Genomic DNA, 14546 nt, shown 5'->3' on the forward strand with positions numbered 1-14546 from the left:
ATGGAAGGCATCACGGAACCCACCAGCACAGGCAACGGCACGAACAACGGCTCAGACAACGCCACCACCAGCTTCAACACCCCCGGCTACGACGCCGCCGCCACCGAACGCTGGGCCGCCGAGCCCGACAAACGGCCCGGCCGCACCGCCTTCCAGCGCGACCGGGCGCGCGTCCTGCACTCCGCCGCGCTGCGCAGGCTCGCCGGCAAGACCCAGGTCGTCACCCCCGGCACCCGCAGCCACGCCTGGGACGCCAGCCCCCGCACCCGGCTCACCCACTCCCTCGAATGCGCCCAGGTCGGCCGCGAGCTCGGCGCGGCCCTCGGCTGCGACCCCGACCTCGTCGAAGCGGCCTGCCTCGCCCACGACATGGGCCACCCGCCGTTCGGGCACAACGGCGAGCAGGCCCTCAACGACGTCGCCAAGGACTGCGGCGGCTTCGAGGGCAACGCCCAGTCGCTGCGCCTGCTGACCCGTATCGAACCCAAGCGGTTCATCGCCGACCCGGCCACCGGCGACCCGCTGAGCGTCGGCCTCAACCTCACCCGCGCCGCCCTCGACGCCGCCACCAAATACCCCTGGCCCCGCGGCGCCCACCCCACCGACCCCGGCTCGAACAAATTCGGCGTCTACGAGGACGACCTGCCCGTCTTCGCCTGGATCCGCGAGGGCGCTCCCGCGCACCGCAAGTGCTTCGAGGCCCAGGTCATGGACTGGTCCGACGACGTGGCCTACTCGGTGCACGACTTCGAGGACGGCCTGCACGCCGGGCACATCGACCCCAACATGCTGCTCGCCGAGCCCGAGCGCGCCGACATCTGGACGGTCGCCCTCGGCCGCTACGTACCGGAGGACACCGACCCGCAGGAGCTCGCCGAGGCCCTCGACCGGCTCCTCGACCAGGAGTGGTGGCCGCACGGCTACGACGGCTCGGCCGTCGCCCAGGCCCGGCTCAAGGACGCCACCAGCCAGCTCATCGGCCGCTTCTGCCTCGCCGCCGAGGGCGCCACCCGCCAGGCGTACGGATCGGGCCGCCTCACGCGCTACGGGGCAGAGCTCGTCGTCCCCCGCGAGACCCGCAACGAGTGCGCGGTCCTCAAGGCCGTCGCCGATCGGTACGTGATGCAGCGGGCCGAGCAGGAGGCGCTCCGCGCCGACCAGCGCATCGTCCTCGCCGAGCTCGCCGAGGCGCTGACCGCCCGCGCCCCCGACAGCCTCGAACCCCAGTTCCGCGCCCTGTTCGACAGCGCCCCCGACGACCGTTCCCGCAAGCGGGTGATCGTCGACCAGATCGCCTCCCTCACCGACGCCTCCGCCCGCACCCTCCACGCCCGCCTGCGCAGCCCGCGGGGGTAGCGGGCGCCCCCGGCCCGTTCGCCCCCTTTCGTGATCGCGGCCGGTGCGGGACCCTCGCATGCACGTCCCGAGGCGGTGCGGCCCGGGCCCGGCCCGGGGGCGTAGCGTAGAGAACCGGTCGCAACGAGGAGGAATCAACGTGGTCGACGCAGATCAGACCTTTGTCATCGTCGGCGGTGGCCTGGCCGGGGCCAAGGCGGCGGAGACGCTGCGTGCCGAGGGGTTCAACGGCCGGGTGATCCTCATCGGCGACGAACGCGACCACCCCTACGAGCGCCCACCCCTCTCCAAGGGCTACCTCCTCGGCAAGGACGGGCGGGAATCCGCCTTCGTCCACGACGCCGCCTGGTACGCGCAGCACGACGTCGAGCTCCACCTCGGCCAGCCCGTCACCGCCGTCGACCGCGAGGCCCGCACCGTGCGCCTCGGCGACGGCACCGTCATCCGCTACGACAAGCTGCTCCTCGCCACCGGCGCCGAGCCGCGCCGCCTCGACATCCCCGGCACCGGACTCGCCGGCGTCCACCACCTGCGCCGGCTCGCCCACTCCGAGCGGCTGCGCGACGAGCTCAAGGCCCTCGGCCGCGACAACGGTCACCTGGTGATCGCCGGCGCCGGCTGGATCGGCCTGGAGGTCGCCGCCGCGGCCCGTACGTACGGCGCCGAGGTCACCGTCGTCGAGTACGCCCCCACCCCGCTCCACCAGGTGCTCGGCCCCGAACTCGGCCAGCTCTTCGCGGACCTGCACACCGAGCACGGCGTCCGCTTCCACTTCGGCGTCCGGCTCACCGAGATCACCGGCCAGGACGGCATCGTCCTCGCCGCCCGCACCGACGACGGCGAGGAGCACCCGGCCCACGCCGTCCTGGTCGCCATCGGCGCCGCCCCGCGCACCGCCCTCGCCGAGAACGCGGGCCTCGCCCTCGTCGACCGTGCCGACGGCGGCGGCATCGCCGTCGACGAGTCGCTGCGCACCTCCGACCCCGACGTCTTCGCCGCGGGCGACGTCGCCGCCGCCCACCACCCCTTCCTGCACCAGCGCATCCGGGTCGAGCACTGGGCCAACGCACTCAACGGCGGGCCCGCCGCCGCCCGCGCCATGCTGGGGCAGGACGTCTCGTACGACCGGATCCCGTACTTCTTCTCCGACCAGTACGACCTCGGCATGGAGTACTCCGGCTGGGCGCCGCCCGGCTCGTACGACCAGGTCGTGCTGCGCGGGGACGCCGGAAAGCGCGAGTTCATCGCCTTCTGGCTGAAGGAGGGCCGGGTCCTCGCCGGCATGAACGTGAATGTGTGGGACGTCACAGAGGCCGTCCAGCGGCTCATCCGCTCCCGCCGGTCCGTGGACCCGGACGCCCTGGCGGACCCGTCGGTGCCGCTGGAAAGCCTCGTCGGGTAGCCGGGGCGGCGCCTTCCGCCCCCGCGCGGCACCGGGAAGCGACCCCCGCCCCCGGCTGCGTCTCCCCGGGGGGCGACCCCCGGACCCCCGTACACTTCATGCGTGGCAGGCAGGATCAACGATGACGACGTGAAGGCGGTACGGGACGCGGTCCCGATCGACGCCGTCGTGTCCGAGTACCTCCAGCTGCGCAACGCGGGCGGCGGCAACCTCAAGGGCCTCTGCCCCTTCCACGACGAGAAGTCGCCCTCCTTCCAGGTCAGCCCCAGCAAGGGCCTGTTCCACTGCTTCGGCTGCCAGGAGGGCGGCGACACCATCGCCTTCGTGATGAAGATCGACCACCTCTCCTTCTCGGAGACGGTCGAGCGCCTCGCCGCCAAGGCGGGCATCACCCTGCGCTACGAGGAGGGCGGCTACAACCCCGGCCACCAGCGCGGCGAGCGCACCCGCCTGGTCGAGGCCCACCAGGTCGCCGCCCAGTACTACGCCGAGCAACTCGGCTCCGCCGAGGCCGAGATCGGCCGGAAGTTCCTCGCCGAGCGCGGCTTCGACCAGGCCGCCGCCGAGCACTTCGGCGTCGGCTACTCCCCGGCCGGCTGGGACCACCTCACCCGCTTCCTGCGCGGCAAGGGCTTCTCCGACCGCGAGCTGATCCTCTCCGGCCTCTCCCAGGACGGCCGCCGCGGCCCCATCGACCGCTTCCGCGGCCGGCTCATGTGGCCGATCAAGGACGTCGGCGGCGATGTCGTCGGCTTCGGCGCCCGCAAGCTCCGCGACGACGACAACGGGCCCAAGTACCTCAACACGCCCGAGACGCCGATCTACAAGAAGTCCCAGGTGCTGTACGGCATCGACCTGGCCAAGAAGGACATCGCCAAGGTCAGCCGGGCCGTCGTCGTCGAGGGCTACACCGACGTCATGGCCTGCCACCTGGCCGGCGTCACCACCGCCATCGCCACCTGCGGCACCGCCTTCGGCGGCGAGCACATCAAGATCCTGCGCCGCCTCCTCATGGACAACGGCTCGGCCCGGGTGATCTTCACCTTCGACGGCGACGCCGCCGGCCAGAAGGCCGCCCTGCGCGCCTTCGAGGACGACCAGAAGTTCGCCGCCGAGACCTACATCGCCATCGCCCCCGACGGCATGGACCCCTGCGAGCTCCGCCTCGCCAAGGGCGACGAGGCCGTCGCCGACCTCGTCCAGCCGCGCACCCCGCTCTTCGAGTTCGCCCTGCGCCAGATCGTCAGCCGCTACGACCTGGAGATCCCCTCCGGCCGGGCCGCCGCCCTCGACGAGGCCGCCCCGATCGTCGCCCGCATCAAGAACGTCGCCTCGCAGCACGAGGTCGCCGTCCAGCTCGCCGGCATGCTCGGCATCCTCGACACCCAGTTCGTGGTCCGCCGGGTCGCCCAGATCGCCCGCTGGCAGCGGCAGGGCGGCACCAACGGCCCGGACCGCGCCGCCGCCCCGCGCCGGCGCGGTTACGAGATCCAGGCGCCCACCGCGCCCGCCGGGCCCGCGCTCAACCTGCGCAGCCCCGCCCACCGCACCGAACGCGAGCTCCTCAAGCTCGCCCTCCAGCGCCCCGAACTGGTCTCCCCGGCCTTCGACGCGTACGGCGTGGACGAGTTCACCGCCCCGCCCTACGCGGCCGTCCGCCAGTGCATCCAGGACGCGGGCGGCGCCACCGGCGCCCCCTCCGACTACCTGGACGCGGTCCGCGAGGCCGCGCCCGACGACACCGTCCGCGCCCTCGTCACCGAACTCGCCGTCGAGGCGATCTTCGCCAAGACCGTCGACGAGGCCTATGCGGGCGACCAGCTCGTCACCGTGCGGCTGCGCGCCGTCGACCGCCGCATCCGCGACGTCCAGGGCACCCTGGCCCGGCTCGGCGCCCACGGCGACCCCGAGCGGCTCGCCGCCGTGCAGAACGAGCTGTGGGTCCTCACCCAGTACGGCCAGTCGCTGCGCAACCACGGCGCCGCGGCGCTCTGATCCGGCTGCGGGCCGAGGCCGCCCCGCCCGAGCCACGCTCGGTCACGTAGCGGACTCAAAAAGTCACCGCACGCCCCTCGTGGCGGCGATGTGTCGTACCCCACACTGGGTCACGGTGCCGTCCCGCTGCCCGCCGTCCCCCCGAACCGGCAGCGATCACCCACCCTGGAGGTCGCCCCCCGTGCAGACCCAGACCGTCACCGTGTCCCAGGAACCGTCCGACGCGGAAGCCTCCCCGGCCGAGCTTGTGGCCGCCGAGGAAGAACCCGAAGTGCCCGAGATCCCGCCCCAGCGCCGCCGCGCGGCCGCCGATCTCGGCGGCAACGGGCCCTCCTCCGACCTGTTCCGCCAGTACCTGCGCGAGATAGGCCGCGTCCCGCTGCTCACCGCCGAGGAGGAGGTCGAGCTCGCGCGGCGCGTCGAGGCCGGACTCTTCGCCGAGGAGAAACTCGCCAACACCCCCGACCTGGACTCCCGCCTCGCCCACGACCTCGACCGGCTCGTGGTCCTCGGCCGGATCGCCAAACGCAGGCTCATCGAGGCGAACCTGAGGCTCGTCGTCTCCGTCGCCAAACGGTACGTGGGCCGCGGCCTCACCATGCTCGACCTGGTCCAGGAGGGCAACCTCGGCCTCATCAGGGCCGTGGAGAAGTTCGACTACGCGCGCGGCTACAAGTTCTCGACGTACGCGACCTGGTGGATCCGCCAGGCCATGTCCCGGGCCCTCGCCGACCAGGCCCGGACCATCCGCGTCCCCGTGCACGTCGTCGAGCTCATCAACCGGGTCGTCCGCGTCCAGCGCCGGATGCTCCAGGAACGCGGCTACGAACCCACCGCCGAAGAGGTCGCCGCCCACCTCGACCTCGCCCCCGAACGGGTCGGCGAGGTGCTGCGGCTCGCCCAGGAACCCGTCTCCCTGCACGCCCCCGTCGGCGAGGAGGAGGACGTCGCCCTCGGCGACCTCATCGAGGACGGCGACGCCGCGTCCCCCGTCGAGTCCGCCGCCTTCCTCCTGCTGCGCGAACACCTGGAGGCCGTGCTCTCCACCCTCGGCGAACGCGAACGCAAGGTCGTCCAGCTGCGCTACGGCCTCGACGACGGCAGACCCCGCACCCTGGAGGAGATCGGACAGCTCTTCGGCGTGACCCGCGAACGCATCCGCCAGATCGAGTCCAAGACCCTCGGCAAACTGCGGGACCACGCCTACGCGGACCAGCTGCGCGGCTATCTGGACTAGAGGTCCGGCTCGGCCTCGGGGCGTCAGTCGACCTCGACCACCGCCTGCGCGAACTGCGCCGCGTACAGCCGGGCGTAGGCCCCGCCGGACGCCAACAGCTCCTCATGCGTGCCCTGTTCGACGATGGAGCCGTTCTCCATCACGAGGATGACGTCGGCGTCGCGGATGGTGGAGAGCCGGTGGGCGATGACGAAGCTCGTGCGGCCGTGGGCGAGGCGGGCCATCGCCTTCTGGATGAGCACCTCGGTGCGGGTGTCGACCGAGCTGGTCGCCTCGTCGAGCACCAGGATCACCGGGTCGGAGAGGAACGCCCGCGCGATGGTGATCAGCTGCTTCTCACCCGTACTCACGCCCGACCCCTCGTCGTCGAGGAGGGTGTCGTAGCCGTCGGGGAGGGTGCGGATGAAGCGGTCGGCGTGGGCGGCCCTGGCGGCCTGTTCGATTTCGGCGCGGGTGACCTCGCGGGTGGCGCCGTAGGCGATGTTGTCGGCGATGGTGCCGCCGAACAGCCAGGTGTCCTGCAGGACCATGCCGATCCCGGAGCGCAGGTCCGCGCGGGACATGTTCGCGATGTCGACCCCGTCGAGGGTGATCCGGCCCCCGGTCACCTCGTAGAACCGCATCAGCAGGTTGACCAGGGTGGTCTTGCCCGCCCCGGTCGGGCCGACGATCGCGACCGTCTGTCCCGGCTCCACCGCCAGCGACAGGTCCTCGATCAACGGCTTGTCCGCCTCGTAACGGAAGGACACCCCCTCCAGCCCGACCCGCCCCTTCAGCTCCCGCGGCTTCTCGCTCACCGGCGCGTCCGGCTCCTGCTCCTCCGCGTCGAGCAGCTCGAAGATCCGCTCGGCGGACGCCACGCCCGACTGCACCAGGTTCGCCATCGACGCGACCTGCGTCAGCGGCATCGAGAACTGCCGCGAGTACTGGATGAACGCCTGCACGTCACCGATCGACAGACTGCCGCTCGCCACCCGCAGACCACCGACCACGGCCACCAGGACGTAGTTGATGTTCGAGACGAAGAACATCACCGGCTGCATCACGCCGCTGTTGAACTGGGCCTTGAACCCGGCCTCGTACAGCGCCTCGTTCTGCTCGTGGAAGTCCTTGGCGGACTCCTCCTGCCGCCCGAACACCTTCACCAGCGCGTGCCCGGTGTACATCTCCTCCACATGGGCGTTGAGCCGGCCCGTGGACTTCCACTGCTGTACGAAGTGCGGCTGCGAGCGCTTGCCGATCCTGGTCGCCACGACCACCGACAGCGGCACCGTCACCAGCGCCACCAGCGCCAGCAGCGGCGAGATCCAGAACATCATCGCGAGCACGCCGACGATGGTGAGCAGCGAGTTGATCAGCTGCCCCATCGACTGCTGGAGGGTCTGCGAGATGTTGTCGATGTCGTTGGTCGCCCGGGACAGCACCTCGCCGCGCTTGGCCTTGTCGAAGTACGACAGGGGGAGCCGCGCCAGCTTCGCCTGGACGTCCTCGCGCATCCGGTAGACCGTCCGGTTGATCACCTTGATCGACATGCGGGTGGAGACCAGCATCAGCAGCCCCGCCAGCACGTAGACCGCGAGCACCAGGCCCAGGACCTCGCCGACCGCCGTGAAGTCGATGCCCCGCCCGGGGGTGAAGTCCACCCCGGACAGCATGTCCGCCATCCCGCCGTCGCCCTCGGCGCGCAGCGCCGCCAGCGCCTGCTCCTTCGTGGTGCCCTCGGGCATCCGCCGCCCGACCACGCCCGCGAAGACCAGGTCGGTCGCCCGGCCGAGGATCTTCGGCCCGATCACCGAGGCCGCCACCGACAGCACGCCGGCGACCAGCATCACCCACAGGGTCTTCCGCTCCGGCGCCAGCTGCCTCAGCAGCCGCTTGCCGGAGCCCTTGAAGTCCATCGACCGCTCGCCCGGGCCGCCCCCGGCCATGGGCATACGTGGTCCGGCCATCAGGCTGCCTCCGCCTCGGTCAGCTGGGAGAGCACGATCTCCCGGTACGTCTCGTTCTCCGCCATCAGCTCGTGGTGCCGTCCGGTCCCCACGACCCGGCCCTCGTCGAGGACCACGATCCGGTCGGCGTCCCGGATGGTCGACACCCGCTGGGCGACGATGACCACCGTCGAGTCGGCCGTCTCCGCGGCGAGCGCGGCCCGCAGAGCCGCGTCCGTCTCGTAGTCGAGGGCGGAGAAGGAGTCGTCGAAGAGATAGATCTCCGGCCGCTGCACCAGCGTCCGGGCGATCGCGAGACGCTGCCGCTGACCGCCGGAGACATTGGTGCCGCCCTGCGCGATCGGGGCGTTCAGACCGCCCTCCAGCTTCGTGACGAAGTCCCTGGCCTGGGCCACCTCCAGGGCGTGCCACAGCTCCTCGTCGGTGGCGTCCGGCTTGCCGTACCGCAGGTTGGTCGCGACCGTCCCCGAGAAGAGATACGGCTTCTGCGGGACGAGCCCGACCGTCCGCGCCATCAGCGCGGGATCGAGCCTCCGTACGTCGACGCCGTCGACCAGGACCTCTCCGTCCGTCACGTCGAACAGCCGGGGCACAAGGCCGAGCAGCGTCGACTTGCCGCTGCCGGTCGAGCCGATGATCGCGGTGGTCTCGCCCGGCCGGGCGACCAGCTCGACGTCCTTGAGGACCGACTCCTCCGCGCCCGGGTACCGGAAGTCCGCGCTCCTGACCTCCAGATGCCCCCGTCGGCCGAGATCGCGCACCGGCTCGGCCGGCGGCACCACGCTGGAGTCGGTCGCCAGGACCTCCTGGACCCGCTCGGCGCACACCTCGGCCCGCGGCACCATCATGAACATGAAGGTGGCCATCATCACGGCCATCACGATCTGCATCAGATAGGCGAGGAAGGCGGTCAGCGCGCCGATCTCCATCCCACCGCTGTCGATGCGGTGCGCGCCGAACCACACGACGGCGATCGACGACACGTTCACGACCGTCATCACGGTCGGGAACATCAGCGCCATCAGCCGGCCGGTGGCCATCGACACGTCCGTCAGCTCGGCGTTGGACCCCTTGAACCGCTCGCGCTCGTAGTCGTCCCGGACGAAGGCACGGATGACCCGGTTGCCGGTGATCTGCTCGCGCAGCACCCGGTTCACCGTGTCGAGGCGCTCCTGCATGGTCCGGAACAGCGGCCGCATCCGCCGCACGATCAGCGAGACGGCGATGCCGAGCACCGGCACCACCGCGATCAGCACCGCCGACAGCGGCACGTCCAGGCCGAGCGCCATGACGATGCCGCCGACACACATGATCGGCGCGGAGACCATCAGGGTGAAGGCCATCAGGACCAGCATCTGGATCTGCTGCACGTCGTTGGTCGTCCGGGTGATCAGCGACGGCGCGCCGAAGTGCCCGACCTCCCGGGCGGAGAACGACTGCACCCGCTCGAAGACGGCCGCCCGGACGTCCCGCCCGAGCGCGGCCGCGGTCCGCGCCCCGTAGAACACCGCCCCGATGTTGCAGGCGACCTGGAGCACGGACACGCCGATCATCAGCGCGCCGAACCGCAGGATGTAGCCGGTGTCCCCGTTCACGACACCGTTGTCGATGATGTCGGCGTTCAGGGTCGGCAGGTAGAGGGTGGCGCTGGTCTGCAGCAGCTGCAGCAGCACCAGCAGGCCGATGGGTTTTCCGTACGGGCGGAGGAAGGTTCGGAGGAGTCTTATGAGCACGGGTTCTACTATCGCCCGCACTCCCGAGACGTTACGACTCGTTTTGTGGCGCGCTGACGAGCCCTGGCGAAGACTTTACGAACCGGGCCCCGGGGCCCTCGGGAGCTGAACGCCCCGGGAGGTGGGGGACGCCCCCGGGAGGTCAGAGGGCGCACCCAGGCGGATCAGGAGCTGAACGCCCCGGGGTGGATCTGCTCCCGGGTGGCGGTGTACTGCTGCCGCACGGCCTGGCCGACGGCCAGCTCCTCTCCCGGCTCGAAGACCTGGGCCGCGGCGCCCTGCCAGGCCGGGGGAGCGGACGGGGAGAGCGTGCCCTGGGACACCCCGAGCGCCCAGGCGGCCTGCCGGGCGGCGCCGAGCGCCGCGTAGTCGGCCGGCTGGGGTACGACGACCTGGGCGCCGAACAGCATCGGTGCCATGGCCTGGACGGCGGGCAGCCCGGCGGCCGCGCCGAGGAGGAAGACCCGGCGCACCTCGACGCCCCGCCCGCGCAGCACGTCCATGGCGTCGGCGAGCGAGCAGAGCATGCCCTCGAAGGACGCCCGGGCGAGGTGCTCCGGCTTCATCGACTCGCGGCGCAGCCCGGCGAGGGTGCCGGCGGTGTGCGGGAGCTGGGGGGTCCGCTCGCCCTCCAGGTAGGGCAGCAGGACGAGCCCGGAGGCGCCGGGCGTGGACTTGAGGGCGAGGTCGGAGAGCTCCTCGAGTCCGTCGAGGCCGAGCATCTCCGCGGTCCCGCGCAGCGCCCGTACGGCATTGGAGGTGTGCACGACCGGCAGGTGCATGCCGGCGGCGTCGGCGAAGGCGGTGATCATGCCGTTCGGGTCGGCCGGGGTCTCGTGGTGGACGGCCATCACGGATCCGGAGGCGCCGAGGGAGACCACCGCGTCACCGGTGCCGAGCCCGAGCCCGAGGGCGGCCGCCATCGTCTCGCCCGTGCCGGCGGAGATCAGCAGCCCTTCCGGGGTGGTGCCGGCGGCCTCGGCGGGGCCGAGGACCTCGGGCAGCACGGCCTGGTGGCCGAGGGCCAGTTCCACCAGATCGGGGCGGTAGGACCCGCTCCGCGCGGACCAGTAGCCGGTGGCGGAGGCGGCGCCGCGGTCGGTGGTGCGGCGTGCGGGCCGGCCGAGGAGCTGCCAGACCAGCCAGTCGTGCGGCTGGAGGACCATGGCGACCCGCTGGGCGTGCTCGGGCTCGCTGCGGGCGAGCCAGCGCAGCTTGGCGACGGGCAGCCCGGACTGCGGCACGGTGCCGACGGCGTCGGCCCAGGCCTGCCGCCCGCCGAACGCCTCGACGAGATCGGCGGCGGCGACCTGGGCCCGCTTGTCGTTGCCGACGAGCGCGGGCCGCACCAGGCCGCCCTGCGCGTCGAGCGGCACGAGCCCGTGCTGCTGCGCGGAGACACCGATCGCCTGCACCCCTTCGAGCAGCCCGCCGGTGGCGGCCTCCCCGAGGGAGAGCAGCCAGGCCTGCGGGTCGACGTCGGTGGCCTTGGGATCCACGGGGTGCGGGGCATGCCCCTGCCGCAGTACGGCACCCGTGTCCGTGTCACAGACGACGATGCGCGTGGAGTCCGAAGAGCTGTCCAGGCCGGCGACTATCCCCATGGCACATGATTCTGCCGTACTTCGGGGGCCGGCGAGGTCAGGCGCGGATGTGACCCCGGTCCCGCGCGGTCAGGTGTTGGTGGGGCCCCAGTTCTCCTCCTCGTAGGAGGCGACCTGCCCGTTGTGATGGCGCCGGGACTTGATCCGCTGCGCCTGGTCACCGACCACGTGCATCGCCTTCCCGGCCGCCTGCCGCCCGGTCTGCGCGGCGGACTCGGCCGCGTTGCGCACGGCGGGATTGTCTGCGACCTGCTTGGCGGACGTCTTCATCCGCTCGTACACCTCACGCCCGGCTCGCGTCCCGATGACGAAACCGAGGCCCAGTCCGGCGACGAAGACCAGCTTGTACCGCACGCTGTGATCCTTCCCTGGAGCCCCTGGGGATACCGATTGGCGGAGCACCCCCCTGCTTGCGCTAATGTATGTGTCGCAGCGAGCGAGCGCCGCCCGGGAAGGCCCGAGGTGGACCGTTCGGTGCAACCGCAGCAATCCCCTGTAGCTCAATTGGCAGAGCAGCCGGCTGTTAACCGGCAGGTTACTGGTTCGAGTCCAGTCGGGGGAGCGCGATCCCCTGTAGCTCAATTGGCAGAGCATTCGGCTGTTAACCGGAGGGTTGCTGGTTCGAGTCCAGCCGGGGGAGCCAAGCGGAAGAGGACCCTTCGGGGTCCTTTTTCGTTTCCCCGGGAACCACGGGCCCCGCCCGGGAGTCTTCTGGATCGAGCATGGCCGACCATCCGGAGCAGGAGATCGTATGAGCGGCTATGCTGCGGCAGACGGCGCGCACACTTGTACGCGCCGTGGTGTTCGGGGCGGTAGCTCAGCCGGTTAGAGCAGCGGACTCATAATCCGTCGGCCGTGGGTTCGAGTCCCACCCGCCCCACCACTGCCCGCGCCCGCAGGAAGGTTTTCCCTCCCCGGGCCGCGGGCTTTCGCGTTCCACGGTGCCCTCCGAGTGACCTCTGTCACGGCAGCGACACGCCGTGAATCACTCGAATGGGCACGGGCCATGAGCCCTGCCCGGCCTCGCGCCAGTAGCTCTCCCGGACCACGGGGAGCGCGGGATGCCGCGCGCCCTCCTAGCGTGAAAGCTCCCCCTGGGCGCGCGGGGAGGACCGGGCGGGTTGACGTGTTCATGGAGTGGCTATGGAGGAGGACGCGGAAACGCCCGCCGGCGAGGGCGGCGCGGGTGAACGCTTCGGGGTCTTCGTCAAACGGAACATCGTGCTGGCCGCCGTCTTCTTCCTGTCCAACCTCATCACGGCGGTCAGCACCCTCGTCACGGCTGTCGCCGTCCTGCGCGAGACACAGACGGACTGGCGGGCTGTGGAGTACCGCAAGCTCAGGGAGCTGCGGGCGGGCTACACATTGGAGAAGTTCCAGAAGGAGCTGGGCCCTCCGGCCTTCCGTACGCCCCTGGCGACCGGTGGCCCGTTCGTGCGGAACGTGTACCGGCCCAGGGAGGAGTACTGGGTCGAGGTGATCTCGAACAAGAGCAACGCCGCCGTGACCTACGCCGTGACGAGCTGCGACCCCGCCTTCCGCCCCGAGTTCCGCTTCGGCGGCGAGCCAGGGCTCAAGGTTGTCCTGAACCGGAACGTCCTGTCGGACGTCCTGTCGGCCGAGGTGCAGCGCGACGAGGCGTTGAAGATCTTCCTCGGCAGCACCGCGAGCGCGCCCAGCCTGGTGTTCCAGGTGTACGGAGGCGCGGCCCCGAGCGGATATCGCCAGGCCGCCTGGGGGCTCAACGACGTCTGCCCCGAATGGCGCTCGACGAGCCCCGGCCACGACCCGCTGAAGTCCTGGCAGAACTGGTTCTGGGGTGCCCGGGAAGCCGAGGATCCCCCGGCCCACACCTACATCGCCGAGCGCTTGGACACGAAAGCGCGGGCCATCGCGGCCGAGTCGATCGTCAACACCTACGCGGAGACGGCGTTCGGCGAGGACATGCTCACCTACTACCCTCGGCAGATCGGCGTGGACCGGCTCGTCGTCCGGTAGGCCGCCCCCCGACGCGCGGCCGCCCTTTCCTCACGGCGTGTCGAGGAGGCCGGCGAAGACCATCCCCGCGAGCACGATGGCCAGCGGCGCGGCGAAGGCGAAGCCCACGCGGCGGGCGGAGTGGCGGACGCGCCAGGGGAGGGCCCAGCTGATGATCAGCAGGGCGAGGGACACGAGGAGCCCCGTCACGAAGACGGGAAAGGCCACGGCGAAGCTCGCGTCGAATCGGTCGGCCTCCGCCTCGTTGCAGGAGTCGCAGGCCATCGGCGACAGCCCGGCGAAGAAGAGCGCCACAAGGCCCAGGGGCACGGTCACGAGAGTGGAGACGAGAGGGGCGATCCACGCCCCGGTGGCGCGCGCGTCGGCATCGTTCATCGGCATGGGCCCAGCCAACCCCGTGGGAGGCGGCGGCACATGAGTGCCCGTACTCAAAAGCCGGTCAGCATACCGAATGTTGATCACTCTCTGTAATGAAATGCTCCGGCCGGTCAGAACCGTGATCGCGGAGGTGGGGTTCTTCGGTGGTCAAAGCCACTCCGTTGGAAGGACCTTCGTATGGTCATCTCGTACGCGTCCCGACTTCTCGCCGCACTCTCCGTGGCCACGGCCGTCGCCATGACCGGCTCCTCGCCGGCTCAGGCGTCCGCGGTCGGTACGACCCCGGTGCGCACCTTCGAGTACAGCGTCGGCGGGGTGACGATGAAGGTGCCGACCGGGTGCATGTTCACGCACGTCGTCCGGGGTGAGGGCAAGAAGATCACCTACCAGAACGCCGGCGTGGACTGTGGCTTCGTCGCGGCGCTGGGCAGCGGGTTCTGCAACTGGCGGATCGACTTCACGTACGCCGACACCAACAACAAGACGTACCGGACGTCGCGGGGCAAGACGCACTCGGAGTGCAAGATCGATCCCATGCGGAACAACTCCCCGCAGACCCTGCCTCGTTATGGCAAGGCGTGTGCGCACCTCTACGTCAACGGGGTGCGTCGGGTCAGTCAGTGCCATCACATCACGAAGTGAGTCGTTCATGATCGACAGCGAACAGGGGCAGGACGAGGCCGCCGTGGGGCGGCGGCGGAGGAACGGGATCGCCGGGTTCGCCGGGGGCTTCGTTGTCTCGATCGCCTTCTTCGCCTTCTTTCCCGGGCTTCCGCATGTCATCGACTGGGGGGCGATCATCGTCTCGCTCGCCGTCGGCGTCGGGGCGCGGTGGGCCGTGCAGAAGTGGCTGAGTGGCTGAGTGGCTGAGTGAGTGGAGCGGACGGGCCCGGC

12 protein-coding genes and 3 tRNA genes are annotated in these 14546 nt (G+C 71.0%); 10 read left to right on the forward strand and 5 right to left on the reverse strand.

Features of this window, described 5'->3' with window-relative positions; translation table 11 throughout:
* From ACFY7C_RS11445 to ACFY7C_RS11460, 4 genes are all read left to right on the forward strand, one after another.
* Positions 1–1356 carry a deoxyguanosinetriphosphate triphosphohydrolase gene (locus ACFY7C_RS11445; RefSeq protein ID WP_389647392.1) on the forward strand — a complete coding sequence of 452 codons (1356 nt, stop codon included), beginning with the start codon at positions 1–3 and terminating at the stop codon, positions 1354–1356.
* A 139-nt stretch (positions 1357–1495) separates the two neighbouring features.
* Complete coding sequence (locus ACFY7C_RS11450; RefSeq protein WP_389647395.1) at positions 1496–2758, forward strand: NAD(P)/FAD-dependent oxidoreductase; 1263 nt, start codon at positions 1496–1498, stop codon at positions 2756–2758.
* 102 nt (positions 2759–2860) lie between these two features.
* Positions 2861–4753 carry a DNA primase gene (gene dnaG / locus ACFY7C_RS11455; protein ID WP_389647398.1) on the forward strand — a complete coding sequence of 631 codons (1893 nt, stop codon included), beginning with the start codon at positions 2861–2863 and terminating at the stop codon, positions 4751–4753.
* A gap of 88 nt (positions 4754–4841) precedes the next feature.
* Entirely contained in the window at positions 4842–5990 is a 1149-nt protein-coding gene (locus ACFY7C_RS11460; RefSeq protein WP_389647400.1) for an RNA polymerase sigma factor, read from the forward strand.
* A gap of 23 nt (positions 5991–6013) precedes the next feature.
* Here ACFY7C_RS11460 and ACFY7C_RS11465 read toward each other — a convergent pair whose 3' ends face one another.
* The 4 genes from ACFY7C_RS11465 to ACFY7C_RS11480 all read right to left on the reverse strand — a co-directional run bounded on the left by ACFY7C_RS11465 (position 6014) and on the right by ACFY7C_RS11480 (position 11630).
* On the reverse strand, positions 6014–7939 hold the full coding sequence (locus ACFY7C_RS11465; protein WP_389647403.1) for an ABC transporter ATP-binding protein: 1926 nt from the start codon (positions 7937–7939) through the stop codon (positions 6014–6016).
* Positions 7939–9672 (reverse strand): ABC transporter ATP-binding protein, encoded by a 1734-nt coding sequence (locus tag ACFY7C_RS11470; RefSeq protein WP_389647406.1) that lies wholly within the window; start codon positions 9670–9672, stop codon positions 7939–7941. Before ACFY7C_RS11470 ends, ACFY7C_RS11465 begins: the two co-directional genes overlap by 1 nt.
* 164 nt (positions 9673–9836) lie before the next feature.
* Positions 9837–11276, reverse strand: coding sequence for an FGGY family carbohydrate kinase (locus ACFY7C_RS11475; protein WP_389647409.1), 1440 nt, complete (start codon positions 11274–11276; stop codon positions 9837–9839).
* A 69-nt stretch (positions 11277–11345) separates the two neighbouring features.
* Entirely contained in the window at positions 11346–11630 is a 285-nt protein-coding gene (locus ACFY7C_RS11480) for a YtxH domain-containing protein (protein ID WP_389647412.1), read from the reverse strand.
* A gap of 135 nt (positions 11631–11765) precedes the next feature.
* On the opposite strand from ACFY7C_RS11480, the gene ACFY7C_RS11485 reads away from it, so the two are divergent.
* The 4 genes from ACFY7C_RS11485 to ACFY7C_RS11500 all read left to right on the forward strand — a co-directional run bounded on the left by ACFY7C_RS11485 (position 11766) and on the right by ACFY7C_RS11500 (position 13274).
* Positions 11766–11838: transfer RNA gene (locus ACFY7C_RS11485), tRNA-Asn, on the forward strand.
* Between the two features lie 5 nt (positions 11839–11843).
* Positions 11844–11919, forward strand: a tRNA-Asn gene (locus ACFY7C_RS11490).
* Between the two features lie 163 nt (positions 11920–12082).
* Positions 12083–12159, forward strand: a tRNA-Ile gene (locus ACFY7C_RS11495).
* A 260-nt stretch (positions 12160–12419) separates the two neighbouring features.
* The gene (locus ACFY7C_RS11500; RefSeq protein ID WP_389647415.1) at positions 12420–13274 is read left to right on the forward strand and encodes an ETEC_3214 domain-containing protein; all 855 of its coding nucleotides are present in this window, start codon (positions 12420–12422) and stop codon (positions 13272–13274) included.
* A gap of 30 nt (positions 13275–13304) precedes the next feature.
* Here the strand turns inward: ACFY7C_RS11500 and ACFY7C_RS11505 are convergent, their stop codons facing one another.
* On the reverse strand, positions 13305–13655 hold the full coding sequence (locus ACFY7C_RS11505) for a hypothetical protein (protein ID WP_389647418.1): 351 nt from the start codon (positions 13653–13655) through the stop codon (positions 13305–13307).
* 174 nt (positions 13656–13829) lie between these two features.
* Between ACFY7C_RS11505 and ACFY7C_RS11510 the strand changes: the two genes are divergently transcribed.
* Positions 13830–14294: a hypothetical protein gene (locus ACFY7C_RS11510; protein ID WP_389647421.1), complete on the forward strand. Its 465-nt coding sequence runs from the start codon at positions 13830–13832 to the stop codon at positions 14292–14294.
* A 7-nt stretch (positions 14295–14301) separates the two neighbouring features.
* Positions 14302–14514 (forward strand): hypothetical protein, encoded by a 213-nt coding sequence (locus ACFY7C_RS11515; RefSeq protein WP_389647423.1) that lies wholly within the window; start codon positions 14302–14304, stop codon positions 14512–14514.
* Positions 14515–14546: the final 32 nt, after the last annotated feature.

This window comes from Streptomyces sp. NPDC012769 (assembly GCF_042901205.1).
Lineage (GTDB): Bacteria > Actinomycetota > Actinomycetes > Streptomycetales > Streptomycetaceae > Streptomyces.

What these genes read in the sequence shown, in the direction of transcription:
- ACFY7C_RS11445 (WP_389647392.1), top strand. Translation starts at nt 1, where the DNA reads ATGGAAGGCATCACGGAACCCACCAGCACAGGCAACGGCACGAACAAC.
- ACFY7C_RS11460 (WP_389647400.1), top strand. Translation starts at nt 4,842, where the DNA reads ATGTGTCGTACCCCACACTGGGTCACGGTGCCGTCCCGCTGCCCGCCG.
- ACFY7C_RS11465 (WP_389647403.1), bottom strand. Translation starts at nt 7,939, where the DNA reads ATGGCCGGACCACGTATGCCCATGGCCGGGGGCGGCCCGGGCGAGCGG.
- ACFY7C_RS11475 (WP_389647409.1), bottom strand. Translation starts at nt 11,276, where the DNA reads ATGGGGATAGTCGCCGGCCTGGACAGCTCTTCGGACTCCACGCGCATC.
- ACFY7C_RS11500 (WP_389647415.1), top strand. Translation starts at nt 12,420, where the DNA reads ATGGAGGAGGACGCGGAAACGCCCGCCGGCGAGGGCGGCGCGGGTGAA.
- ACFY7C_RS11505 (WP_389647418.1), bottom strand. Translation starts at nt 13,655, where the DNA reads ATGCCGATGAACGATGCCGACGCGCGCGCCACCGGGGCGTGGATCGCC.
- ACFY7C_RS11510 (WP_389647421.1), top strand. Translation starts at nt 13,830, where the DNA reads ATGGTCATCTCGTACGCGTCCCGACTTCTCGCCGCACTCTCCGTGGCC.
- ACFY7C_RS11515 (WP_389647423.1), top strand. Translation starts at nt 14,302, where the DNA reads ATGATCGACAGCGAACAGGGGCAGGACGAGGCCGCCGTGGGGCGGCGG.